The organism is Streptococcus macacae NCTC 11558 (genome assembly GCF_000187995.2).
Taxonomy (GTDB): Bacteria; Bacillota; Bacilli; order Lactobacillales; family Streptococcaceae; genus Streptococcus; species Streptococcus macacae.
In genome coordinates, this window is sequence record NZ_AEUW02000001.1 from 698,095 (window position 1) to 724,075 (window position 25,981).

Annotated in this window: 25 protein-coding genes and 1 pseudogene; 6 read left to right on the forward strand and 20 right to left on the reverse strand. The window is 35.3% G+C overall.

The genetic code is table 11. The features are described from left to right. Positions 1-2: 2 nt before the first annotated feature. The 4 genes from truB to STRMA_RS03425 form a co-directional block, all read right to left on the reverse strand. Positions 3-881: a tRNA pseudouridine(55) synthase TruB gene (gene truB / locus STRMA_RS03410; protein ID WP_003082270.1), complete on the reverse strand. Its 879-nt coding sequence runs from the start codon at positions 879-881 to the stop codon at positions 3-5. Further along, positions 878-1,714 (reverse strand): alpha/beta fold hydrolase, encoded by an 837-nt coding sequence (locus STRMA_RS03415; RefSeq protein WP_003080357.1) that lies wholly within the window; start codon positions 1,712-1,714, stop codon positions 878-880. Before STRMA_RS03415 ends, truB begins: the two co-directional genes overlap by 4 nt. A 132-nt stretch (positions 1,715-1,846) precedes the next feature. Next, positions 1,847-3,223 (reverse strand): sensor histidine kinase, encoded by a 1,377-nt coding sequence (locus STRMA_RS03420; RefSeq protein ID WP_003078662.1) that lies wholly within the window; start codon positions 3,221-3,223, stop codon positions 1,847-1,849. Continuing rightward, positions 3,224-3,913, reverse strand: coding sequence for a response regulator transcription factor (locus STRMA_RS03425; RefSeq protein ID WP_003081044.1), 690 nt, complete (start codon positions 3,911-3,913; stop codon positions 3,224-3,226). It lies immediately after the preceding gene. Between the two features lie 173 nt (positions 3,914-4,086). On the opposite strand from STRMA_RS03425, the gene STRMA_RS03430 reads away from it, so the two are divergent. Genes STRMA_RS03430 through STRMA_RS03440 form a run of 3 tightly spaced genes read left to right on the forward strand, consistent with a single transcriptional unit; the run spans position 4,087 to position 6,457 of the window. Then, a complete protein-coding gene (locus tag STRMA_RS03430) occupies positions 4,087-4,992 on the forward strand; it encodes an ABC transporter ATP-binding protein (RefSeq protein ID WP_003080670.1) in 906 nt (301 codons plus the stop codon). Then, positions 4,992-5,732, forward strand: a complete 741-nt coding sequence (locus STRMA_RS03435; RefSeq protein WP_003078923.1) for an ABC transporter permease — start codon at positions 4,992-4,994, stop codon at positions 5,730-5,732. The genes STRMA_RS03430 and STRMA_RS03435 overlap by 1 nt, the downstream gene beginning before the upstream one ends. Further along, positions 5,729-6,457, forward strand: a complete 729-nt coding sequence (locus STRMA_RS03440; protein ID WP_003082420.1) for an ABC transporter permease — start codon at positions 5,729-5,731, stop codon at positions 6,455-6,457. The genes STRMA_RS03435 and STRMA_RS03440 overlap by 4 nt, the downstream gene beginning before the upstream one ends. A 69-nt stretch (positions 6,458-6,526) precedes the next feature. Here STRMA_RS03440 and STRMA_RS03445 read toward each other — a convergent pair whose 3' ends face one another. The 6 genes from STRMA_RS03445 to STRMA_RS03470 form a co-directional block, all read right to left on the reverse strand. Next, on the reverse strand, positions 6,527-7,891 hold the full coding sequence (locus STRMA_RS03445) for a DUF438 domain-containing protein (RefSeq protein WP_003080619.1): 1,365 nt from the start codon (positions 7,889-7,891) through the stop codon (positions 6,527-6,529). Then, positions 7,891-8,124, reverse strand: coding sequence for a DUF1858 domain-containing protein (locus STRMA_RS03450; protein ID WP_003081959.1), 234 nt, complete (start codon positions 8,122-8,124; stop codon positions 7,891-7,893). Before STRMA_RS03450 ends, STRMA_RS03445 begins: the two co-directional genes overlap by 1 nt. Before the next feature lie 85 nt (positions 8,125-8,209). Then, positions 8,210-9,463: a DUF2130 domain-containing protein gene (locus STRMA_RS03455; protein ID WP_003079896.1), complete on the reverse strand. Its 1,254-nt coding sequence runs from the start codon at positions 9,461-9,463 to the stop codon at positions 8,210-8,212. Between the two features lie 99 nt (positions 9,464-9,562). Further along, a complete protein-coding gene (locus tag STRMA_RS03460) occupies positions 9,563-10,573 on the reverse strand; it encodes an alpha/beta fold hydrolase (protein WP_003081726.1) in 1,011 nt (336 codons plus the stop codon). Positions 10,574-10,578: 5 nt separating this feature from the next. Beyond that, positions 10,579-11,067 (reverse strand): GbsR/MarR family transcriptional regulator, encoded by a 489-nt coding sequence (locus STRMA_RS03465; protein WP_003079267.1) that lies wholly within the window; start codon positions 11,065-11,067, stop codon positions 10,579-10,581. A 218-nt stretch (positions 11,068-11,285) separates the two neighbouring features. Further along, on the reverse strand, positions 11,286-11,933 hold the full coding sequence (locus STRMA_RS03470; RefSeq protein WP_003082298.1) for a nitroreductase: 648 nt from the start codon (positions 11,931-11,933) through the stop codon (positions 11,286-11,288). 457 nt (positions 11,934-12,390) lie between these two features. Between STRMA_RS03470 and STRMA_RS09860 the strand changes: the two genes are divergently transcribed. After that, on the forward strand, positions 12,391-12,561 hold the full coding sequence (locus STRMA_RS09860) for a helix-turn-helix domain-containing protein (protein WP_003081552.1): 171 nt from the start codon (positions 12,391-12,393) through the stop codon (positions 12,559-12,561). 698 nt (positions 12,562-13,259) lie between these two features. Then, positions 13,260-15,221: a Dam family site-specific DNA-(adenine-N6)-methyltransferase gene (locus STRMA_RS03480; RefSeq protein WP_003081814.1), complete on the forward strand. Its 1,962-nt coding sequence runs from the start codon at positions 13,260-13,262 to the stop codon at positions 15,219-15,221. 88 nt (positions 15,222-15,309) lie between these two features. On the opposite strand, the gene STRMA_RS03485 is transcribed toward STRMA_RS03480, so the two are convergent. From STRMA_RS03485 to STRMA_RS09440, 8 genes and pseudogenes are all read right to left on the reverse strand, one after another. Next, positions 15,310-17,118: a restriction endonuclease FokI C-terminal domain-containing protein gene (locus tag STRMA_RS03485; protein ID WP_003079871.1), complete on the reverse strand. Its 1,809-nt coding sequence runs from the start codon at positions 17,116-17,118 to the stop codon at positions 15,310-15,312. Positions 17,119-17,218: 100 nt separating this feature from the next. Beyond that, entirely contained in the window at positions 17,219-17,497 is a 279-nt protein-coding gene (locus STRMA_RS03490) for a hypothetical protein (protein ID WP_040841495.1), read from the reverse strand. A 217-nt stretch (positions 17,498-17,714) separates the two neighbouring features. Further along, complete coding sequence (locus STRMA_RS03495; protein ID WP_142743718.1) at positions 17,715-18,026, reverse strand: GyrI-like domain-containing protein; 312 nt, start codon at positions 18,024-18,026, stop codon at positions 17,715-17,717. A 405-nt stretch (positions 18,027-18,431) separates the two neighbouring features. Continuing rightward, the gene (locus STRMA_RS03500) at positions 18,432-19,943 is read right to left on the reverse strand and encodes a serine/threonine-protein kinase (RefSeq protein ID WP_003080690.1); all 1,512 of its coding nucleotides are present in this window, start codon (positions 19,941-19,943) and stop codon (positions 18,432-18,434) included. A 274-nt stretch (positions 19,944-20,217) separates the two neighbouring features. Next, complete coding sequence (locus tag STRMA_RS03505; RefSeq protein WP_003079470.1) at positions 20,218-20,739, reverse strand: hypothetical protein; 522 nt, start codon at positions 20,737-20,739, stop codon at positions 20,218-20,220. Next, the gene (locus STRMA_RS03510) at positions 20,732-21,415 is read right to left on the reverse strand and encodes a DUF3800 domain-containing protein (RefSeq protein ID WP_003081340.1); all 684 of its coding nucleotides are present in this window, start codon (positions 21,413-21,415) and stop codon (positions 20,732-20,734) included. The genes STRMA_RS03505 and STRMA_RS03510 overlap by 8 nt, the downstream gene beginning before the upstream one ends. 408 nt (positions 21,416-21,823) lie before the next feature. Beyond that, positions 21,824-22,177, reverse strand: a complete 354-nt coding sequence (locus STRMA_RS09865) for a hypothetical protein (protein WP_003080499.1) — start codon at positions 22,175-22,177, stop codon at positions 21,824-21,826. A 135-nt stretch (positions 22,178-22,312) separates the two neighbouring features. Then, positions 22,313-22,549 (reverse strand): annotated as a pseudogene (locus tag STRMA_RS09440) (ABC transporter ATP-binding protein); the annotation flags it as partial. A 123-nt stretch (positions 22,550-22,672) separates the two neighbouring features. Here STRMA_RS09440 and STRMA_RS03520 point away from each other — a divergent pair. After that, entirely contained in the window at positions 22,673-23,536 is an 864-nt protein-coding gene (locus STRMA_RS03520; protein ID WP_003079942.1) for an alpha/beta hydrolase, read from the forward strand. Between the two features lie 266 nt (positions 23,537-23,802). Here the strand turns inward: STRMA_RS03520 and STRMA_RS03525 are convergent, their stop codons facing one another. Together STRMA_RS03525 and STRMA_RS03530 are read right to left on the reverse strand one after the other, a co-directional pair. Continuing rightward, on the reverse strand, positions 23,803-24,543 hold the full coding sequence (locus tag STRMA_RS03525; protein ID WP_003081765.1) for a cyclase family protein: 741 nt from the start codon (positions 24,541-24,543) through the stop codon (positions 23,803-23,805). A 12-nt stretch (positions 24,544-24,555) separates the two neighbouring features. Then, positions 24,556-25,836 (reverse strand): O-acetylhomoserine aminocarboxypropyltransferase/cysteine synthase family protein, encoded by a 1,281-nt coding sequence (locus tag STRMA_RS03530; protein WP_003080423.1) that lies wholly within the window; start codon positions 25,834-25,836, stop codon positions 24,556-24,558. Between the last annotated feature and the right edge of the window lie 145 nt (positions 25,837-25,981).

The following is a 25,981-nucleotide window of genomic DNA, read 5'->3' on the forward strand; positions in this document are numbered from 1 at the left end:
TGCTATATAAAGACCTTTTTAGGTTTATAGAGCTCACCGCGCTGCTCTAAGATAGCAATTAATCTGTCTTTTTTAAAAGCTGCTAATAATGGATGAGTTTGATCCAAAGAAATACGCCTGCCAAAAGAGAGTTCAGAAATTTGAGCATCCGATAGTTCTATTTGGGGCAAATCAAGCACACCATATGAAATGGGCAAAAGAAAAGAAAAATCACGTGTTTCAGCCCTTTCAGCAATTTCAGATAGGGTTAGCGCTTTGTCTAAACTTAAACCAGCTGAAGCCGTTCTCTTAAGAAAGGACATATGGCTGGCATAACCGAGCTTTTTACCCAAATCAACTGCCAAGGTCCTGATATAGGTGCCTTTGCTGCAGGCAACACGAAAATGAAAGCAACAGCAATCATTCTCAAAGCTCAAATCACTGGTTCGTTTAAAATCATAAATAACCACCTGACGCTGCGGACGTTCGACATGCTGGCCTGCGCGTGCGTATTCATAGAGTTTTTTGCCATTAACCTTGACAGCTGAATACATGGGCGGAATTTGCATAAGCGGTCCAATAAAACTTGTTATCGCTTGATCAATCATTTCTGCAGATAAGGCAGGATCAAGCGGTGTTCGCTCAATGACATTACCGCTAGCATCTTCGGTTGTTGTTGAAAAGCCAAGTGTTATTTGCCCTTCATAAACCTTACCAGCATCTGTCATATATTCAAGAACTCGCGTAGCCTTACCAACTGCAATTGGAAGAACCCCAACAACATCAGGATCCAATGTTCCTCCGTGTCCAATCTTTTTTTCCCCTAATATCTTACGAAGCTTAAAGACCGCGTCATGTGAGGTCATTCCTGCTTCTTTTTTTAAATTGATAATTCCGTTCATTGTTTTCCTTTTTCGTCTAGAATGTCTCTATTTTCTAAGAATGCTAAGGCTGTTTTTTGCAACTCTTTATTTTGTTCAAAGAGAGCGTGACCGCAATTTTTCAGAATCTTTATGCTGCTATTTTTGATATAAGCTGATAGTTCTTTAGAGGATTCAACACCGAGCACATCATCCTCCTTAGCTCCTATAATTAGAGTTTGGCACTGAAGTTCCTGCAATTTAGCTAAAGTATTATGATGTAAACAAGCTTGAGACTGAGTCATAATTCTTTGTTTATTTTTAATTTTACCAAAAGTTCCCAGAATTCTGTAAAGATACTTGAGATAGGCAAAGCTTTTTGCTGTATAGGAATGAACAGCAATATCTAGCACCAAGTCCTTATAAGAACTATTTTGGCTCAACGTTAGCCAATGTCCGATTCTTTCTTGGCTTAAGGTATTCATACGGCCTGCTGTCACTACTAGAATCAATTTTTCAATCATCTGCGGAAAATCCAAGGCAAGATACTGGGCAATCATGCCGCCCTGTGAAATCCCCATAATATTGGCTGGACTGATATTCAGCATAGCCATGGCCTCAGCAATATCATTAGCCATTTCTTTGGTGCTGTATTTTTCTGGCAATTCATTGATTCGACTGAAAACATAGACTTTATACTGCTTGGCCATCATCCGATAAGAAAGCGACAGGAATTGAGCCATCCCTTTGACCGTTGATAGGCCGTCACCCAAGCCTGGAATAATAAGCAGAGGCCTTTTTCCTTGACCGAATGTAACATAATTCATACTTTTGCCATTAAAATACAAGATTTTATTTTTTGCACCATATACCACGATGATTGTCCTTTTTATCCTTACTCTAAATTAATAATCTCTTGAAATCATAAACTCTATTATAGCATAGATTGCTAAGAAATAGTGAGGAGAAAACATTGATGCAAAAGCTGCAAACTAAAAATTGAAAGGCTAAAGAACTCGTCTGCTTTTTTCGCTTACTTTATATCGGTTCATTTTAATAATAATTTGTTCTTCTATTAAAGGTAAAGCAATTGTCACCTTTAAACCGGGATGATTGTCTGAAAAGATCGTTTCTCCTTGGTGTAATTTAATAATCTGCTTAGTGATAACTGTCCCCATGCCATGCGTCTCATAATTGGTCGATTTTTGATTCAGTTCTGTAATTTTTTCAGCTGTAATATCTCCTTGATCCGCAATGATGATGAGCACTTTGTTCTCAACTAATTGATAGGTTAAATCAATCTGGTTAGAGCTGCTATGCATAATACTATTAAGCAGGAGATTCCTGAAAGCTCTTTCTAGTAAAATAGCATCCCCCTTTATTAATACTGCCTCAGCAGGTAAATCAAAATGAAGTGTTATAGTGTCATAATTATTTAGAATATCAGCAATCACTGTTCGTAGGACAACAACCAAATCAAGATTGGAAAAGTCAGAATGATGCTTTTGGTTATCCAATAAATAGCTCAAATTGAGATTAGAAATCATTTCTTGCATGTTTTGAATCTGATTTTCAATTTGTTCAATTTTCTTTCCTCTGCCATACTGCTGTTCTAGCTGACTAGTATAGCCTGAAATTAACATAAGCGGATTGCGTAAATCATGGCTAACGCCTCTAATCCACTGCTCTTTCATCAGATAGCTTTCTTCCAAAATATGAGATGTTTCATTGAGAGCTGCCTTAATTTCAGAGAGGTTGCCTTTTTCATTAAGAGCCACATTTTGACCCTGAGATAAAGACGCAACAGCAGCAACGATCGGCTTCATCTCCTTTTTAATGCGCAGTTTTGATCGGCTCAAAAGAATAAAAATCAGTAAAAGAATAATACCTAAGAAAACAGGTACTAAAATAAGACAATTCCTGATAAATTGCGTATTAGCATAGAGGTTAAATTTTGCTAAGGAATGCTTTTTAGGCTTTTTAGGATAGCCCAAAACTAAAATCTGCTGACCGCGTACATAGGAGAAAACAGGGTAATCTTCTAAATACCAGCGTGAAAATTTCACTAGATCAGTGTTGGTATAATGTCTTTTAAGCTGTTTAGGTAAATGATAAGATTGGACAATATTGCCATCTTGATTCAGCACCATAGCCCAAGTCTTTTGTTTATTCATTTCTTTTCGGCTGCTTTTATCAAAAAGGAAATTATTCTGTTGACTTGATTGAGCAATTTTGGTGTAGAGCAGTTCCGGATTTTCATTTCCATAATGGCTAAGATAAGTTAAAAAAATCAAACCATATACAAAAACAAATCCTATGATTAAAGCAAAGATTAATAAAACATACTTGGTTAATAACTTAGTAAAAAATTTAACGCTATCCATTTAACCCACCTTTAGTTTGTAGCCTAGACCTTTAATGGTTAGTAAGCTTTCTGGCTTAGAAGGGTTGGCTTCAATTTTTTGTCGAATCTTGCGAATATGAGCCATTAGAGTATTTTCATAACCCTGATATGGCGGTCCCCAAACTTTTTCTAAGAGTTGATCAAAGGTCACAATACGATTTTTATTGTCATATAAAACCTTAAGAATACTATACTCCTTAGCTGTCAGCTGAATCTCTAATTCCCCTTTAGTAATCAGAGCTTGACTAAAATTCACCTGACAAGTCGGTAAAACAAGGACTTCGTCATTTTCAGGATAGGTTCTTTTTAAGATCGAAAGAATTCGCAGCTCCAAATCTCTTGGGCGAAAAGGTTTAACAATATAATCATCTGCTCCCAACTCAAAACCTTGATACTGTTTTTCAATATCTGAAATGGCTGATAAAAATAAAATAGGAATTGTTGATGTCTTACGGATACCTTTTAAGACTTCAAAACCTGACCCTTCAGGCAGCATAATATCTAAAATAGCTAAATCAAAGGATTTTTCTGCAAATTGCTCTAAAGCCTCCTTTTGTGACTGCACACTTGTTAGATTGCTAAAGCCAGCAATACTCAAAGATTCTTGCACCATTTTTAAAATTTCTGGATTATCGTCTAAAACTAAGATCTTTTTCTCTTTATAGTTCATAATATTACCTCAACAAAATTAGTATATCACATTGCCTCCTTGGCCAACGGATTCAAGGTAAAATTTAAGGAATAATTAAGGTAAGAAGCAGATTAAGATAAAGATGCTTTACTATCATTAAAAGTGTCAAGAAGGAAATGACCTTACCCTAAACCATTTGAAGGAGAAGTAAAATGAACAATTATATCATTGAAACTAATCAATTAAGTAAGGATTTTTCAGGTGAACTAGCCGTTAATCAGCTTTCTATTCATATTAGAAAAAATGAAATTTATGGTTTTTTAGGACCTAATGGTGCTGGCAAAAGTACCGCTATGAAAATGCTCTTAGGACTGCTGCAGCCAACGAAGGGTTCTATAAAACTCTTTGGTAAAAATTTTGACAGCAATCAACTGGCACTGCTCTCAAATGTCGGCTCTCTCATTGAAGAACCCTCTTATTATGCTAATCTGACCGGCTATGAAAATCTTGAAATCATTCAAAAATTACTGAAATTGCCAAAAAGAAATATTGATGAAGTCTTAAAAATCGTTAAGCTTTATGAACAAAAAGACAAGCTAGTAAAAAATTACTCACTGGGTATGAAACAACGCCTAGGCATTGCTCTGGCTATTGTCAAATTTCCTAAATTGCTGATTCTGGATGAGCCTACCAACGGTTTGGATCCTGCAGGAATTCAGGAAATTCGAGAACTCATCAAGTCCTTACCACAGCGCTATGATATGACGGTTATTATTTCCAGCCATATTCTTTCAGAAATTGAACAAATGGCTACGACTGTCGGTATTATCAATAAAGGAAAGCTGCTTTTTGAAGGTTATTTAGCTGACCTTGAAGAAGATGAAAAGTACCTTTTTGAGACTAGTGATGATACCATAGCTAAAAGACTGCTATTATCTAAAGGCTTTATTCTAGATAAAGAGGAAGTCATTATCAATGATCAAAATAAAGCCAATATAGCTGCCGCTATTAGACTCTTGGTTAAAAATGATATTGCTATTTACCAAGTTCGTATGATTCGTAAATCATTGGAAGATGTCTTCCTTGATATGACTGGACGTGAAGGAGGAATCTTATAATGCTCAATTTACGATTAGAATTCACCAAATTAAAAAGACGGTCCTTCCTGCTGTCCCTGATTGCTATTATCGCAGTGGAGCTGATTTGGGCTAATGTTGTGATGAACTCAGAGTTGACCAAAACACATGAAGCCTACAATGCTATCTATGACATGGCCTTTATGAATGACTTCATCCTTCCTCTTTTTATTGCAATCTTAGCTTCTAGACTGCTGGAAATGGAACATCTGGGCAAGACTTTTAAATTGTTGCAAACCAGCAATGAAAGTCCTTGGCAGCTTTTTAAGGCTAAGTTAACTGTGATGGCAATCTTTTCTCTCTTTGTCAGTTTGCTGCAGACAATTTTCTTAAAATTTACGATTCAAGCTGCACAGATCAGCGTGACATCAGTTCAACTGACTTTCTCTTTGTTAACAACTTTTTTGATCTGCCTCTTTCTATCATGTTTACATCTTTGCTTGGCTTTTATCTATCAAAAACCAAGTGTGACAGTGGTAACAGGCTTAATTGGGTCCTTTCTGTCATTTGTTGGTATCAGTGCTTTGCCTTTTGCCATTCGCCTCTTTGTCCCATGGCAATACTTTTCTATGATGGGAACCACTAAACGGCTGACGGGAACTCACACTTATCTTTTCCAATACGACAGCACCTATCCATTTAAACTGGCTGTCCTGCTGTTTATCATCCTTCTAACTATCTTTGTCAGTAAGAAACTCATCAGAAAGGCGGATTTACTATGATGACATTTGAATTTAAGAAAATTAAGAAAAGTGCTATTCCGATAATTATTGTTTTCTTCAATCTAGTTGGAACACTTTTGGGAACAATGGTTTTTGCCTTCAATCGAAAAGTCCTCTTAGATGGCACACAAGCTCTTGTTCTTTGGGGACAAACAGTCTTCTATGCATCACAGATTTTCACGCCTATTCTGATTGGAATTATCTGCTCCATCAGCTGTCAATTTGAGGAAAGCAATAAAAACTGGCAGCGCCTCTTGACCATTCCCGTCAAACCTAATCGCGTTATTTTATCGAAAATTGTTAGTTTATCAGTTATCATGGCAATCAGCCAACTGATCGTTCTTCTTTTTTATGTCCTCAGTGCCTTAGTTTTGAAGGTGTCTTTTGCAAATCATCTGCTGGACTTTTTCCTCTGGTCTATCACAGGCTGGTTAGCGGCCATTACCATTGTTAGCATCCAAATTTTTATCAGCCTTCGACTGAAAAATTTTGCAGTGCCTATTCTCATTTCAGCCATTTTGGCTATGGCAGGTCTTATGGCCCTCTTTATTGGAAGAAGCCTGTTTGCCATCTTTCCGTACGCTCAAATTGCGGTAGGGCTTCGCACTCGCGCTTTGGCGCCTTTTACTTTGCCAGAATTCATATTATTCTTGCTGCTTAACGCTAGTTATATTATTCTCTTTTATGTCTTAGCCGTTAGACAATTAAAGAAGAGATTCATCTAATTAGCATTTTCATCATAAAAAAATAAGAAGTCTGGATTCTGTTGCCTCAGACTTCTTTTCTAGCTTCATTTATATATCTCGATTAGAATCACTGTCCAATTCAAAGAAAGGTTGAATGTCTTGGACATATTCGAGGACACCTTGGAAATCACCAGCTTCATCGCGCACAGCTGCATAGGTCACATAGACAAATTTTCCTAGGCGCTCAGATTTAAACCACATATCAACCTTATGGCGCTTTCCGCTGCGCAAAAGTTCAAAAATTTTTTTGACCTTGTCCAAAACTTTTGGCGGATGGCAGAGTTCCACATTGCGCCCAAGTTGGCTTGGTGTCCGCTTGAAAATCATTTCTGCTGCTGGAACACTGTCGTTATAATATTGGAAAATATCGTCCTTATTGACAAAGGTGATTTCCAGAGGGAGATTGTTGAGAATAAGATTGGCTTGTTCTACTGACAGATAGCCGTTTCCAAAAGGCTGCAAGGCTGTACGCTCTGCCGCTGTTTCCTTTTCTTTTGGCCTAAAAGTGATGGTAAACTGACCTTCTGGTGTATCAATAATTTTTGTATTGCTTTCCTCAGACGAACTAGTATCTTGTCCTGAATGTAAAGCGACAGCTCCTTCTTCTTTAGCTTGATCTGCAGCAGCCTCTTTATCAAAGGACTCACGGTAAGGCTCCCACTTCTCAGTCGGCTTGATAATAGCATAACCGTAAGCATCACTCTCGCTGGCGATTTGCAGCCAATCATCCTGTGAGAAAGTTTCCAGAAGAATCATAAGAAGAATAGCTTCCTCCTTGAAAATCATCTCTTCAAATTCTTTAGCAAAGGCTTCAAACTTTTGAGAAAGCACTTTAAGAGAAGCATCTGGCAGTTTATCTAAAACGGTTTTAGCGTCCTTAAACAAGGCGCGGATTTCATCATCAACTCCCCACATGACCTTAGGGGGCGAATCATGCCCATAACGCTCCATAATGGGGAAAAAGAGCTTTTCCTTACGGGTGTAGTGATTGTGAAATTGCCCCAGCAAAGCAAACTGATGCTTCAGCCCTTTGAGAATCTCCTGGCCAAATTTTTCATTTTCAGGCTTAGCATAATTTTCAATAATCCGGCGGATACGCATAATAGCTGCGCGCAAAGCTAGATTTTCATCCTTGAAAACTTTAACAGGATGACCCTCCTGTTCAGCATCTGGCACATCTACATCGGCAATGGCACCCTTAAAAAGATTGGCATGAACATTGCAAAGTCCCATAACATCTTCAAAGGTAATACCAGTATCCGAATTCATGAGCTCATGCTCCATCATGGAAATCTCAATGGCGGAAACCCCTTTGAAATGCTTGTTAAAACGCTCTTGAACAGACTCTGCACTGGCACCGTGATGAAGTTCCAGAAGAAGATCTTTTAAGATTTGAATACGTTCATCAGCCATTACTCATCTCCAAGCACGTCATAGCCATTGAATTCCAGAGTTTGTTTGATCTTTTCCAAAGGAATGCCTGCTATCCTAGAACCAGCCAGTAAAGTTGTTACCTTGCCAACAGTCTTAAGCATAGCTGGATTTGCCAAGGGTTTAAAACCAAGTTCTATCAAAATATCCTTAACTTCTGGATGCTCCTTGATAGTCTGTGCAACAGGCTTGGATAAATCTATCGTATTATTCATAAGAATACCTCACATTTCTGCTTAGGTTAGTTTTATTCTATCGCAAATGACATAGAATAAACTAGGAGAAGTTCTTTAAGTTTTATTAATCTTTCAAAGCCTCAAATTTGGCCTTCATGGTTGGGTTTTTACGGGTCAGTTTTTTGACAGAAACATCATCTAGTTTATTATTAGCCAAACGCAGCTGATTTTCACTAGTGGTCAAGAAACGCTTCACCTCTTCCATACGCTTGATGGATTTATCAATCTCATCAATAGCCTTTTTAAAATTGGTGCTAGCAGAATTATAATTTTTAGCAAAAGCATTCTTGAAGGTTTCCAAATCATCTTCAAAATGTGTGATGTCAATGTTCTGTTCGCGAATGAGAGCTAATTCTTGCTTGTACTTGAGTGAGTTGAGCGCAGCATTGCGCAAGAGTCCAATCAATTGAATAAAGAACTGCGGCCGTACTACATACATTTTTTCATATTCATGGCTGACATCCACAATGCCTGTATTGTAATACTCGTTATCTGCCTCCAACATAGTCACCAAAACAGCATACTCACATTTCTTTTCACGTCGATCCTTGTCCAATTCCTTATAAAAATCACTATTCTTATGTTTAGTCTTAGTCGTGTCTGCTTCATTTTTCATTTCAAACATAATAGAAATGAACTCAACTCCGTTTTCATCTGCCTCACGAAAAATGAAGTCACCCTTGGAACTAGAAGCAGATGACAGCTCATTATCCTTGCCAAAATAGGCATTAGGAAAGGCATAAGAACGGATTTTATTAAACTCACTTTCAGCATAAGTCTCTAAACTTTCACCGATAGCCTTGGTAGATTGCTGGGCTTTAAAGTTTTTATAGAATTCCACCTGCTCATTGGCAGCTTTTAACTGCACTTCATAGTCGCTGCGCACTGCAGAAAGCTGGATCTCAGATTCTTTTTCCTGCACTACCAGCTGATTCTGTGCTTCATCGCGTTCTTTTTCAACCTGAGCCATCGTTTTTTGCAATTGGTTTTCGTGCTCCAAACGCAACTTATCCATTTGATTTTGCAAACTTTGCAGCTCTTTATCCTTTTTAGACAAGGCCCGCTCAACATCAAGTTCATTTTGACTGATTAATTTCTCCAATTGGGTTCTTAAATCAGCAATCTCTTTATCCTTATCTTTGAGACTGGCCTGCAGTTCATTCTTAGATTTTTCCTCTAAAAGCTGAGTTTCCCGCTCTAAACGCTCATGAATCTCCTTTTCAAACTCTGCCCCTCGCACCTGAGCCAAAAGCTGACTGTACTGCGTTTCATTAACAGTAAAAACTTCCCCGCAGTTGGGGCATTTGATTTCGTTCATAATGACCTCATCTTTTCTATTCTCGCTCAATTTTCACATTTTTCATTATACCACTCTCTGACCCAAATGAAAAACAGCAGGCTGTCGGAGTCTGCTGTTTCAACTTTTAATAGTCTTTTTAAAGTCCAATAAGGCTTGAATATAAGCATGGGGTTTAAAGGCGTGAATCACATGGTTGGCTGGAATTTTTTTATAGATAGTTTGGGGCGCTAATTCCATGATATGCTTGACATCCTGATCATCCAAAGCACCGACAAGACCGTATTTCTCATAGCGTTTCCAGCTGGCATGCAGCAGCAGAATGGGACAGGTGATTGCTCTTAGAGCCTGCGCATGATCCAGACCCTGATAAAATCGGCCGTCCACAAAAGCTCTGGCAAAGTCAGGATCAAACATGGATAGAGACTTTAAGAGCAGCCTCAAAGCCGCTGGAAAGCCAACTTCCAGCGGCTGATTGGAATGGGCAGCTTGAAATTTTTTAATTTGCCTTGACAAGAGCTGAATCATCCAAGCCGGCATCTTCTTGATCCGATTTTCTGAAACCGGCATTTCCAGACCTGAAAAATAATCAGCTAAATCACGATGATTTACATCTCCGATATTGTCCACTAGATGTTTCAAACCATTGTAGACAAAGCGGTCCCTATCCCTAAAGCGCGGCAACTCAGCAGAAAAAACCGGGGCATCTTCAACGACAATTCCTGTCACATATTGGCTGAGATTGGCTGCGCACCAAATAGCAACCAGTCCTCCAGAAGAATTTCCAGAAATGAGGACTTTATTTTGGATAACCCCTTCCATAAAAGACCGCATGTCCTCCCCAATCGCAGCCCAGGAATAATCTCCCGGTGTCCAGCTAGACTTACCATGACCCCGGATGTCAATAGCATAGACCTTAAACTGCTGAGAGAGCGGAATAAGCACCTTACTATAGGACTCCCAAGTCCCCATCTGAGCAGGAATAAGCAAGAGATTAGGTCCCTTATCTGGTCCCACAATATAGTTTAGTTTTACCTGGCCAGTGTCATAAAGACATTCCTTAAAACCTGCTTTTTGCAGTTTTCTGTCTTCAATTCTTCCTGATAAATATTGATAGGGATTTGTATACATTTTCTTCACCTTCTTTGAGTATCATCTAAATACCTTCTCCAAGCTTTAAGCATTTCCTCCTGATAATGCTGCTGAATAGCCAACCAAACCTTCATATCCTCTAGCTGCCCATATTCAATTGATCCAGCAGTCAGCTCCTCTTGCCCCCTTTCTACAATCTCTTTAAGCGGCTGCAGCTCTTTTAGCCTGTGCTCCAGCACACTTTCCCAAGCTTTGGGAGAAAAACGAAAATAATCCACTCGGTCTCCTGGAAAGGTCACTTTGTCGATCCAGCCGTTTACTATCAAGCTGCGGATATTTGTAGAAATGCTGCTCCGACTCGCCTGTAAGAGACCAGATAGCTCCTCAGCTGACAGCGGAACGCCCATTATCAGACTCAAGCCAAAAATCCGTCCGCCAATCCGCGGAATACTGTAATTTTCATACACAGCTGCAATGCCTTCAATAAAATCCTGCTGACTCGCTTTTAAGATCATCATCTTCTTCTGCGCCATATTGACATCCTCCTAAGTTTAGTATAGTTCTTTCAGTTATTTCAGTCAATACTGAAATAACTGAAATGCTAGTTGATTCCATAAATATAAAGAGAAACCGCTGATGAACAGCGGTTTTTCTCTTGTCGTTATCAGTCATCCCACTACAGTTGACATTGAGCCTATTTTCTTTACAATCTTAAATCACCGCTCAGTTTAAAATCAGAGTCTAGTATTTCCTAGTCTTTAATAATTAAAATATCTTCAACTGGCAGACGTTTGGAAGTATAATTCCCCAGCAGAGTGTCCCGGCTGTAGCCTAAAGCGATGGCAATAGGAATAATTTGATCATGAGGAATATCTAAAATTTTTCTGACGTCATCTGGAAATAATACCAGAGCAAAGGCATTGATGGAACCAATACCTTTATCAGCTGCACTGAGCATAAGAGTTTGTGAGAAGGCTCCTAGATCATGAATAGACCAATTAGGAGAGTCTTTAGGAATGGTAAGATAGGCGATAGCTTGAGCATTGAAGAGATTGACTTGTGCTTCGTTAAAAGTTGTTATGTTTTCTCCAAAGGCTTGCCCGATACTTGCTGAAGTAGCTGCCATATTCTTTTGAGGAAAAGCAGCCCATTGTTCTCTTGGGAGAGGTGAAAAATCAGGATGGCGAGGTTTATCAGCTGCAATATTTTCTTTGTAAGCTGTTTTGATTGCCCTTAATGATTCTCCCGTAGCTATATAGACTTTCCAAGGTTGTGAATTAACCCAAGACGGAGCTGTTTGTGCTTCCTTGATAATTTCGATTAATAGGTCTTTGGCAATTGGCTTTTCTGAAAAATCTCTGACAGAATGACGTTTTTTAAGAACTTGTTGAAATTCCATAAGTCGTGACCCCCTAAGTGATTAAAATTGTGATTAGTATAAAACTTTTTTGTGTGAAAAGCAAGAACACGAATTAAAGTATTTGCAGCAAAAATGGACAGGCAGTCCTGACACTTGACCAATTAGTAGCTTGCCTTCCTACCCACTGCAAAGTCTGCTATTAGAATTTATAGGGTTGGTGTCCGAAATAGCTGCCGTTATATTAAATCAGAATGTTAATCAAAGTCAAAGTCCATTTTTTAGCCATCTTCTTGTGGAATTTTTTATATAACTATAGTTAATGATTAAAAGAATAAGCATATAAGGCAATATGATATAAAATGGTGAAAAATCTTGAATCTTTCCTTTTACCAACATTATGCCACAAACTATCCTTTTAAGGATAGTCAATTAAAGCTTTTAGTGGCTGTAAACTATCCTCAAAAATCTATATCTCTAAATAAAGGGAAGACAGATTATGACTTTAGATCAATTTATTGCTAAAAAGATTCAAATTTTGAGTAAAGAATTTCAATTAACTCAAGAACAATTGACTAATGCAGCTCAGATAGATGTCTCCTCAATAGCAAAAATAGAGCATGGAGAACATTCTAACATAAAAGTAAATACTTTAAAAAATTATAGATAGTTTTAGACTATCTATACAAAGTTTCTTTCAAGACTACAAAGACGATAACGGAGTTAGGGATCCATCAGTAGAAAGATTTCAAAAATATATGATGACAGTTAGTGCTGAAAAACGTAAAAAATACTTAGAGATATTTGAGGAGATTGTTAAGGTGGAGAATTAAAGATTACTATTACTGTAGATAGAATCTCCTTGGTCAAATTATATCTAAGCCCTTCTCGTCGAATAAGAATAAAACAATGGATTATATCAAATAAAAGTACTATCCTGATAGTTAAGAGGGGGTATTTTGTTCAAATATCTTCTAATGAAATTTATAAAAAAAACAGGAAACCCAAAATTACTTGGTTTCCTGTTTTTCTATTCCAAATTCTAAATAATAACAGTTAAATTATGAGTACTTAATTCTTTTTGTACCTACTATTTTTTATATATTACCATGAACTGTAGGTTAATTAGTAATATATTGCATTGTAATTCAGAATCAACACAATGAACAATTTCATCTATAAGTTTTTTATTTCTAAACTTAGTATCTAGTTTCTCAAATAAGTCATTTCTCTTTTTGAAATTACCTATTTTGGGCAATCTGACAGTGGACATATCATCTAGAAAAATTCACTTTATAAAAAAATTATCTTCATAGTTGGAATATTATTTCTATTATGCTAAAATAAGGATGATAAAGGATGTAAAAAATGAGATATATTGGTTCAAAAAAATTACTTTTGCCTGAAATTAAAAAAATGATAGATAAACATACCGATGGCTCTGAAGAAGTATTCTTAGATTTATTTGCTGGTACAAATGCAGTAGCGAATTATTTCAAACAATTCTACACAGTTTATTCAAATGATTTACTATTTTTTAGTTATGCTAATGCAAAAGCTATAATTGAAAATAATTCCAAACCTTTATTTGATAAGCTTATTCAAATTGGTATCACTTCTCCTATGATTTATTTGCAAAATTTAGAAGTAAATAATAAAAAGGTAGAGTATTATGAATCTGCCTACTCTCCTACAGGGGAAGCGAATTATCTTTCAGTAAAAAATGCAAAAAAACTAGACGTTATCCGTAATCAGATTGAAAGTTGGAAAAATCAAAATTTGCTAACAGAGCATGAATACTACTACCTACTTTCTTCTCTTGTAGAAGCTTTACCATTTGTTAGCAATACTACTGGAACTTATGGAGCTTTCCTAAAGCACTGGGACAAGAGGGCTTTGAATGATTTAGAATTACAAGATTTTACTATATTTGATAACTCAAAAGAAAATAGAGCATTTAACGAAGATGCAAATAAACTAGTTCAAAAAGTGAAAGCTGATATTGTTTATATTGATACTCCTTACAATTCAAGACAATATGCTTCTAATTATCATTTATTAGAAAATGTAGCTAGAAATGATCAACCTGTTTTAAAAGGAGTCACAAAGATTTTCGATTGGAAAAATCTTAAAAGTGATTACGCTACAAAAAGTAAAGCTTTATCAGCAATGAGAGATTTAATTCAAAATATAGATTCAACTCATATTATTTTGAGCTATAATAACGAGGGAATTATCTCTGAGGAAGACTTGACTAACATTCTGAAAAAATTCTCGGTTGACGGTATGGTTGATATAAAAAAAATTCCATATCGAAAGTATCAATCAAAGAAGTCTTCTAAGATCAAAGAAATTTATGAATTATTATTTTATATCCAAAGAAAGCCACTTCCTAAAAATAAAACTATTAAGAAAACCAATAACAGCATAAAAGTGAGTTCAACAAGGAAATACATTAAGAGTCCACTTAATTATATTGGAGGGAAATATAAACTTTTAAATCAAATATTGCCTTTCTTCCCAAACAATATTGATACATTTGTAGATATATTCAGTGGAGGAGCTAATGTTGGTATTAATGTGAAAGCGAACAAATATATTTTTAACGATATGAATAACCGTATTAATGAAATGTTTCGGTATTTTCAAACTCAGCCACCTGTAAATTTAGCCCAACAAATTGAACAAAGGATCAATGAGTGGGAACTAAGTAAGACTAACGAAGAGGCATTTCTAGCTTTTAGAAAACATTATAACACTAACCCTAATCCTTTGGATTTATATGTTCTATCCTCTTTTAGTTACAACTATCAATTTAGATTTAATAATTCTATGGAGTTCAATAATCCTTTTGGTAGAAATCGTAGTCATTTTAGTGAAAATATGAGAAATAATTTATTTAATTTCGTTACTAAGCTTCAAACATTAGATGCAACGTTCACAGATAACTATTTTAATGAATTTAATTTTTCAAATTTGACGTCTAAGGATTTTATTTATCTTGATCCTCCATATTTAATTACAACTGGAAGTTATAATGATGGGAAACGAGGTTTCTCAAATTGGAATAAAACCTCCGAAGTAGAATTATTAAATTTTATGGATCATCTAAATCATCATGGAATTCGGTTTGCTCTCAGCAATGTAATTGAGCACAAAGGTAAAACTAACCAATTATTAAAAGATTGGGCTTATTCAAGAAACTTAAATATTAATTATCTCAATTATAATTATAATAATTCGTCTCATAATTCGAAAAGCAAAGGAAGTCAAGAAGTCCTGATAACTAATTATGATAATGAGACATTTAAAATACTTACTGGAAAATAATAATATAATAAGAAGCAGCATAGATATTGTGTTGCTTCTTATTATATTTGTTCTTCTATTATTAGATATTTTCTAATTTAAACTTTTCTTACTCTATTTCTGTGAGTAATGGAGCATATTCTTCGTATGAGATATTATAATCAAGAATACTTTCTTTAACTTCATTTATGCTCATTTTATGAGCTTTATAATTATTTGCTAGTAATAATAATTTAACAAATTCCAATGCTCCACCCATATGATTTGTGTCCTGTCTAAATTTTTGTAGCTGAGCTTTATAATTACCTGAAAAGCTTCCTGAAACATAAGCAAAATATGTATTAGCTAAATTATCTGGAGCAATATCCCACCATGTTGGTTTTATTTCTTCTTTCCGCTCTTTAAACTGTCTCAAGTATCTTCCCATAGCATCTGTATGAGATGCGGTAAGTGGAAAACCTTCTGAATAGGCTTTGGAATCAAGAATAATTGCGCAATCATTATCCCAAATAAGTCCATCTGGCTTATTACTTCCTCCAAGATGTTCACCAAAGAAACCTAGCTCATCCGTAAAAACCTTAGTTGATATTGCCTCAAATTCCGTATTTTCGACATTAGTAGTTGTCTTTTTACTAGCTATGTCAATTCCTTTAAGATAAGAGTGATCGATATTTGTTAGTTCTGTTCGTAATTGGTTCTTAAATTTTTCAATATCACTTTTTTGTAATGTTATGTTTTTCTGTATAGGAATTTCAAAGTCAAATAATTTATCTTTTAATGTTAGTTGGTTTCCATTAATTATAATTTCAATTCCGATTCTGTTAAGTCCGATACAGTCATCTATTACTTCTTCAGGTGTTATTTCAAGACTTGGATAGTCTGTATTAATAAGAGTAGCAATCACTTCTGCTTGAATTGGGTTCTTCTTTTCTGTAAGATGTTTTAACATTAGAGATCGTGATGTTTTTTTGGAGATTGCTTTTTTATCCTTAGTAGCTAAAAATTCCCACATAACTCTTTTCCTGCTTCGGGCATAGCGGGATTTCCCATCAACTTGTTTTAAAGCAGTCAATCCTTTTGTTGTTATCTGATACACTGTACCAAGAGTAAGAGCAAACTTACGACCATTATAATTATGGTTGACTTTCTTAGTGACAGAAGTTGCTAATCCTGCAGTAACCAGAACACCAGCTAGCCATCTCATATATTTATCAGAAGTACTTTCAAAATTTGATTTGATTTTTTTCTTAGCCATCTTGTCATTATCAATCTCAGCTTGAGCTAATCCATTTAAATAAATTTCAACAGGGGCTGTTTCAAAACCTAATTCATCTATAAAGCCAAAATTTTCTCCTAAGTCAAATTTTGAAAACTGTTTAGTTGGATTTTTCCCTAATAATCTTAACAACCAAGCAGCATAAGGGTATTCAAGTAGTCTTTCATACAAAAATTTGTCAAGTTCTGTCAAATCTTCTGATTCATATAATTTTACTGCCCTAATTCCTAACTCTGAAATTGTGAAAGTTTTATCTGCCCGATGGAATTCTAATAATCCAAAAGCTACTGCAACACTCACATAATTTTGAGCAGCCCAATCTACAATTGCAAGCCTTGCGCCTTGTCCCGGAAAAACTGCTTGGACTAAACTATTAGCCTCTTTTTTTGTCCTTGTTCCAGTAAGTTGTTTCCAAGTGACTGAAATAGGCTTATTTGTAATTACAGCTTTTAATTCGTTTTGAAGATTTAAACCTGTAACTACTTCTTCCAATCTTGTATTTACTAACCATTTATGAATTTTTGATCCAGAAACAAAAATTGAAGCAACTTTTACTAATTCTTTTAAATCCTGACTAACATCCTGTCCTAAACCAAATGCTAAGTTATTCAAATCACTATATTCATTTATATTTATTGACATATTTCCTCCTGAATTTTACATACTCCATTATTATATCACTCTGTTTTTCTTAGTTTTATTTACCATTTCTCTGATTTTTAATAAAAACTATTAGAAAACATTAAAAATCTAAGTCATTTTCCTCTCTGAAGCGCATCTTATCTTCATCAGTTCCTCCACGTATATACCTAGTATCCTCTCGACGTGTTATATGTACAATTGGTGACTTTCTATCATCAGGATAATTTCTACTAGAAAAATTTTCAATAGAGTCTGCTGAACAATCGATTGTATCGAATGCCTCATCATTCTTATAGTCAAATCTTTGTCCATTGTTATCATTATTAGATAAGAGAAGAGTGAGGCCTGCTGCAGCAAGAACTACACCATCAATTATCAATTGTCCTGTATCTGTTTAAGAGAAGTCAACAATTTTCTCGACTGTCGGACTGTCGAACCAATCTTTCGTTTTAGCTTTCTCCAAAGGGCAGTATTTACTTTGAAAGATGGCAATATACCAGTAATAGGAATCCATAAATCCATGTGGTATTTTTCACTTGAACGATCCCCCTACAGAGTATACTTCGATACTAAGAGAATCTGCAATCACAAGATTCTCATGCACAAACTTCCAAGCCAGTAGGATAGTCTTCTCGACTGAACCAGTAAGTTCGAATATAGTATAATTTTTTAGGCAATTCAATTTCAAGAAACCTGTTACGATTTTTGAGCATATGGCTAATACCTGTGAAATATATAAAATTACCATTCTTATCAGGCACCGTTGAAACTCCCACTGGTGATGAATAATTTTGCGAGACATATTTATAATAATGATTCCAACACGATTTAAAATCATCATGTATATTAGCATGATGTGAAATTCCATAAAGTTTTAATGGTCTCTTTTCAGTAATATTAATTTTCATCTTATTCCCTTTTCTATAATATGAGATTTATTTTCATAAAAAAATAATAATTATTTCCTCAACAATGTAATTAATTCTAGTCAATTTTCATTTAACGCAATTGGTTAATACTTTTCCACTTAAAAATTTTTCTCTTTCTTGAAAATTTTGGTTAACTTCAACTTGAAATTTGCCAAATGCACAAATTAGAATATATTCACTTTCATGGATCTTAATTTCAAAATCAAAATGACCACGAACTTTAGAATCTACAGCAATTAAGAGTTCATAGTTGTTATCATCAAGACTGTTGAATTCATATACTATTTCTTTATATAAATTTGTCTTTTTTTTGTAATGAAGTAAGCTCTGTCTCTTAAATGAAAATCAATATATAAATGCTTTCCCATATTCTTACTCCTCCCACTATTCTTTAATTAGTAGTTCTTCTATCATAGGTTCTAGACCATATTCAATTAAACTATCAATTTTACGTTGGGCATCGAAACGTCCGACATTATAGGCAACATAGTTAAGAATTTTAGCTGCCACTTCATTAACTATGTAGGAGAAATTCTCTTTTAAAATCATATAAGCTAATGTTGCAAAAGGATCTACATCTTCATATCTCTTTAATTGCTCCTCGAAATTTGAATCAATTAACTGGATGACATTATTTGCATGTGAATCATCAATTAACATGAATTGAATTAAACAATTCAGGAAAAAATGGCCTTTCTTAATACAATTCTTACATAATTCATCTCCAGACATTTCATAAATATAGTTCTCGACATCCGAATCAAAAATTTCTTGCGATATTTTACTCCACATAACATTTTTAAAATCTTTATTATTTCGGACAGTCACCCACTTATTTAATGCATTTAACATTTCTGTAGCATCTTGATATCGGTATTCTGGATTCAAATTTGTGGCTTTTTCGCTAATGGAACGAAAAGAATGTGAATAAGTGTTAAGATCTTTTGTCATAATAAAATTAATAATCCGCCCAAGTGAATAGACATCACTTCTTTTATCAGCATCTTTTAAAAGAGTTAATTGTTCAGGGGCACAATAAAAAAGTTGCCCAAAAGACGCAGTATCCATAGTTTGATGAGAGGTTAAAACGTTTAAGCTTTTTCCTAAACCAAAATCAGCAATCTTGATAACTCCACCCACAAAGAAAATATTTGTCGGACTTAAATCTCTATGTAAAATATCTTTTTGATGAACAATAGATACGGTGTGTAATATCTGTCTGATAATATTTATTTTCGAGTCTTCAGGCAGATCGCTTTCTTCAATAAAATTAGTTAAAGTAAAATCAGCCTTTTCCATTGTATATGAACAGTTACTATCATCAAAGTCATATACTTTTATGATACTCTCAATTTCTGAACAAGATTTTGTTATTTCAAATTCTCGTTTTAAACGACTTCTAAGAGAACTTCTTTTAATAGCATCGTCGTTTAGCTTTTTCATCACTAAACCAGTGGATTTTTGAAGATAGATAACTGCAAAGCCTCCTTTACCAATTTCAACTAGGTCTTCGTCGATTTTAAGCAAGAAAAACCTGTTATCTCTTTTAGAAATTATTAAACCATAGACAGAACATATTTTATTAAGTGCTCCCAATATTTTCTGCTGATATTTCAATGCATCTACTTCACTAATTTTTCTTTCTGTCAAGATATAATTTTTACTAAGTATAATATTTAAAAATTCATCTATCCTACCAGTAGAAGAAAAGTCTAATAATTTTTGGTTAACATATCTCCATCTAGTATCAAAAACTTGACCATAAGTATCATTGTAACAAAAATATGTATTAAAAAATGATACTAGTTGAGGGCCAGATTTATACTCAAAAAAATCTTCCTCATCACCGCAAAATATTTTTGATAATTTTCCATAGAACTCTAAGCTCGCAGACATCCTTTTCTCCTATGACACTTGTAATATTTACTAAAATTTAGCAAGAGTATAATAATACTAGCTTATATGATTAATTTTAGCATGAAAATTAGAAGATTAATATAACAACCTTCTTAGATTATCCAATCAACAGATCTGTACTGCTTCAGATTATCGAAGAAATTTTAAAATGAATTGTATTTTTGTCAAACTCTTGGTATAATATAGGTAACTCATCGACCTAGTAGTTGAAGGAGATCGCGGAAACGTCCTTAATTATAAGGGCGTTTTCTGTTTAGTTATCTTTATATTTATTATATTCTTTTAATTTCTTCTGTAGAACATTATCGTAGTCTATATAAAAGGCAGTTATTAATAAATAATAATTTTTTCTTTCTTCTAAAACTATAAAATACCTGTCAACAGGGTTTAGCAAACAAATTCTAATGTTACTTCTATAGGGACGTTCATAAGTCAAAAAACAGTTTTGATGGCACAATTGAGCATGATCGTTTTCTAAAGATGGCCTTAGCCAACATAATCTCTCACTTCTCCTAAAATCAGGAAGTCTTTCTTGAAAATCTTTATCATAGTTCTTACAAGTCAAATGAAAATAACTATCTTCTCTATTATTAAATAGAGGGTACTTTTTAAATGCTACCAATTTCCCTCTGAAATGAATTTTATTATTATATAACTCTTTTAAAAATATTTCGTTGTATAAATAGTTATCATATTTTTTAAAATCACCATAAAAATTATCCAACGTAATAATGGGAGGAAGAGCATGACACTGATTATTTCTATTGCTATTCATTGCTCAACTCCATTTTAAAAATATTGAATTTATGAGTACTATAGTTAGTATTAGATATTAAATCATGTGCTGCTCTTTTAGAAACTAGATCACAAAGTTTAATCCTAGCATTGCTAGTTATAAAACCTCGATTTGTATATGCAACAGCTCCAATTAATAAATCAGTTAATTGCATTATTGAATTTTCATGTGATCGGATTTGTTGAATATTTTTAATACTTTTTTCTGTTTGATTCCATACATTAAGTATTTTTTTTAATTTGTTAACTTTAAAAATACTATTAGTATCTTTTATATCAATGAAAACATTGACATCGTCCTCAAAAAGAAATTTTCTTACTAAGTAAAAATATTGTTTATAATAAAAATCATCATGTGTTTGATTATATTTTTGATGATTTAACTTGTCTTTATCTATTATCACTACTCTAAAGTTAAGATTCTCATTATCAAAAAAATAATCAACTAATTCTTCATAGTATTCTATCTTTGATTCGGAGACCTTCCTCCATTTAATTTCAGTATGGGAAGATATCCCATATTTTTTCTTGATCTTTTTAATTTCCTTATAAACGATATTTCTCGCATAATCTGGACAAGAAATTCCACCTATAAGCATTACTTTTTCTTTATCATTTTCTAAATGGCACGATTCATCACAGTATAAATTTAACATGTTTTGTATGACTCCTAAAAATGTATTTCGTTTTACTTATAATTTTATTGGCTAAATTCTTTTTATTAGCAATCCCAAACCAGATATCTTGAAAGAAGATTATACTTTCTTTTGCTTTCTTTTTCTTCAATAAATAAATCTGATAAGTATTCTTTTAAATCCTTCCAACAGCATTTTCTTTAAAACCTCGATTCCCATCTGATGAAACAGTTAAAGAAAATGTTGCAAATACAGTTTCACAAGTTCTTCTTAGAATTTTGCTAAGTAAGAATCAAAAAATGAATTTGAATATCTATAATGATGAGAATGAATAACATCTTTCCAAACACTTAACACAGACTCTTCATCAACAATGTTGTCTATCACTGACACTTCCTTAAGTTGTCTTTTCTCAATTAAACAAAGAATCTATGGTAAGCTCTGAGTAATTGTTGAACAACGGACATATTTTTTGGTTAAACTTAATATTAAAAAGTCATAGATAATTGGTTCATCTGGCAATTCTAGAGACACAAAATAACTATAAAGCCTGTTTCCCAACTCTTTAACTATCTCAGAGCATTCTTCTCTCTTGTACAACTCTGAATAAATATCGTCCAAGTTCTCACTTTTTATTTGTAATTCTACACTCGAAAGAAGTTCTCCTAGATTTAATTTTTTCAATAACCCATTCATCACAGAGGAACTTTTTCCGTTTTTATCACCCTTTGGAATTGCAACAATAGTAGCACCAGCTCCAAGTATTACTGTATGTGACTTCATAAAATCCTCCTAAGAATCTTTTACCTATATTATATCACTAGGTTAATCATTTTCTCTACTTTGATGGCGAGGTAATTGCTATTGTATTTTTTTAGGAATATTTTATATCATGCAAAATATCACTTCCTCTAACAACTAAGCTTCTGTTGCCAGCTTCCATGAAAGAGCTTCTTTTCTTGTTGTGATAAAATCACGGTAAATACCTGCTTGCTGTGCTAAGTCGTCATGCTTGCCTTACTGTACAATACGTCCCTGATCAAGAATGATGATTTGGTCATCATTTTCAACTGTTTTCAGACGATGGGCGATCATGATAATGGTTTTATTCTCAATCAATTCATCAATAGCTGTCATGAGTTCTGCTTCATTTTCAGAATAGGATCTTCCTATTCTAAAACCTAAAAATTGAGATCTGCCTGTTGCTTCATGAAAGTCTTTTCGATAAGATAGATTTGTAAGCCTTGCAACCTTATTTAGAAAAGGGAGAGAAATTTTGTGAAGAAAAAAATTACTGTAATCGGTCTGGCTCTTCTTGTCATAGGTTTGGGGATTTTTGGCTGGCGGGTTTGGCAGAGACAGAAAGCCAGCAAGAAGCTAGTTCATAAACCCATTCCTACCCTCTTTTTCCACGGGGGCTTTAGTTCCTATCATGCAGAAGAACATATGGTCAATGCCGCCAAGAATGCTGGTGTGACCAATAACGTTGCCATTGCTTTTGTTGACGAAAAAGGAAAGGTAACGCTCAAAGGAAGGCTCAAAAAGGATGTTAAAAATCCTATTGTCATGGTCAACTTTGAAAAACATTTCAGCACTATGTTTGAGATGCGAGGGCAGTATGCGACCAATGTCGTTAAAAAGCTGCAGAAGGTCTATAAGTTTAAACAAGTCAATATGGTTGGCCATTCTTTTGGCAATATCGCTATTCTCCACTATATGTTGCAAAATGGTCAAAACAAGGCCCTGCCTCGGGTCCATAAATATGTTGGAATTGCCGGTCATTATGCTGGACTCAGCTTTGATAATCGTCAGCTCCCGGATGCTATCATGCTCCCCAAAGGGTTAAAGATTGATGCTCAAGGTAAGCCTAATAAAATGAATGCTAGCTACCAAGAACTAACCAAATTAAGAGAGACTTATCCCAAGAATCAGGTACAAATCCTTAATTTAATGGGAGATATCGGTGACCATTCAGACGGACGGGTCCCAAATGCAGCGACCCAATCGCTCAGGTATCTAGTTTCGCCCTTTGCCAAATCCTATGAGGAAAAAATCTTTACAGGTCCAAATGCCAGCCATTCTAAACTCCACAGCAATCCAGAAGTTGATGAGGACTTAATTGCTTTTCTCTGGGGCAGGTAAAGCTAGCCAAGTTTGTTAGGTTGCTAATAGCCAAAGCTACGAAAAAGGGAGTGGGAAAGAACCCAAAAATTGAAAATTTTGGTTCATATTCCCACCCCCGCACAGTTATCTGAGTTTTCCGCTTTGGCCTTGCGGCAAAAAGAAAATCAGTCAACCGCTGCGCCAAGCGTTTACTTCAAAACAGGAATACCGGACGAGTTTTTGCCTACTCTCTTATAAAGCTGCTAAATTCTTGGAGATTAGCAGCCAATATTTTCAAAGAAAAGCTAATCTTGAGGGACATAGGCAATTGCCCTGACTGGTGAACCTGTCGCTTTTTCCCAATGCGGATAAGCAATCGCAATCAGACTCCCTGTCGCTGGTACTTGATCAAGGTTAGCTAAGACCTCTAATTGGTAAATACCTTGTTCTAGCAAATAATATTCTTCAGCTAATTTTCCATTTTTAGCAGCTGCCTGACCGCTATCTGTATCAAAAGTTTCATGTCCTACTGCTTTTACTTGGCGCTCATGGATTAAGAATTCTAAAGCCTCATGGCTCCAGCCGGGCGTTTGCTGAACGCCTAAGTCGTCAAGATTTCTAAATTGATCCTGATTGGGCCAGCGCTTTGACCAGTCACTGCGAAAAGCTACAAAACTGCCTGCTGCAATCTGACCGTTTTCTTTCTCAAAGGCAAGAATATCAGCTTTAGTGAGTTCAATATTTGGATTTTCAGCTACTTCTTGTGATTTATCGATGACATAAAGCGGTAAAAGCAGATCCTCCAGAGGGAGCTCGTCTAACCAAGCACCTCCCTCAACAAAATGGACGGGCGCATCAATATGGGTTCCATACTGTCCAACAACAGTGAATTGCTGAACATGAAAACCGTCTTTTAAAGTGAAAATATCCTTTTTCTCCAAAGGAGGCAGTAAAGGAAAACGGGGGCTGTCTTCTGTTATTTGATGAGTCAAATCAACTATTTTTGCAGATTTTAAGGCGAGGTAAGCTTCATTAAGATTTGTCATAGCTAGTCTCCTTTAGATTTTATGAAGTGCTAAGTTTAGGTCTTCTATTAAATCATCGGCATTTTCAAGCCCAATGGAAAGGCGAATTTGTTCGGGTTCAATACCGCAGGCTCGCAAATCCTTTTCATCCATCTGGCCATGGGTTGTCGTTGCCGGATGAATAACTAAGGACTTAGCATCAGCAACATTAGCTAGATCAGAGAAAATCTCAAGGCTGTCAATGACCTTACGGGCTGCATCTGAGCCGCCTGACACATTGAAAGTAAAGATAGAGCCGGCGCCTTTTGGTAAATACTTTTGCGCTAGTCCATAATAAGGACTTGATGGCAAACTAGCATAGTTTACTTTTGTCACTTTAGAATGATTTCCCAAATAGTGAGCAATCTTTTTTGCATTTTCAACATGACGTTCAACGCGAAGGGACAAGGTTTCCAAACCTTGCAGCAAAAGGAAAGCATTAAACGGGGAAAGGCAGGCACCTGTATCACGCAGCAGCTGTGTACGTACGGCAGTCACAAAAGCTGCTTTGCCAATATCGCGTGTGTAACTAATATCATGATAAGATGGGTCTGGTTCGACAAATTGTGGGAATTTTCCAGATCTTTCCCAATCAAAATTGCCAGAATCCACAATGACACCGCCGATAGAAGTTCCGTGTCCGCCGATAAATTTAGTCGCAGAATGAACAGCAATATCAACACCATAAGAGAAAACGTTAATTAAATAAGGTGTGCCAAAAGTATTGTCAATAACTAAAGGAATAGCATGACGATGGGCAATGTCAGCTAGTTTTTCAAGATCAGCAACATTTCCCAAAGGATTTCCCAATGTTTCAGCAAGAAGAAATTTCGTATTAGCTTGAATAGCTGCTTCAATTTGAGAAAAATCAGCTACATCAACAAAACTCGTCGTAATCCCATAGCGAGGCAGCGTTTCTTTAAGGAGATTAAAAGTTCCGCCATAAACCGTTGTCGCTGACACAATGTGATCTCCAGCATGCGCCAATGCCAAAGCTGTATAAGTCACCGCTGCCATACCAGAAGCTGTCGCCAGTGCACCGACACCTCCTTCCAAAGCAGCCATTCGCTCTTCAAAGACTGCTGTGGTTGGATTGGTAATCCGTGTGTAAATATTGCCAGGTGTGCGAAGAGCAAAAGAGTCTTCAGCATCTTGGGCATCATTAAAGACATAGGATGTGGTTTGATAAATAGGTACAGCACGCGATTTTGTCGTAGGATCAGCAGTCTGTCCAGCATGTAATTGCAAAGTTTCAAAAGAAAATTCTCGAGTCATAGGCCTTCTCCTTCTTTAAATAGTTTTATTCTACTCCATTAGCCAGCAAATGGCTATTTTCTTTTTATTATCTTAAGCTATAGTTATCGCTTATATCAAACATGCAAAGGCTGGATGTCCCTTAGAGGATAAGAAAAATAAAGAG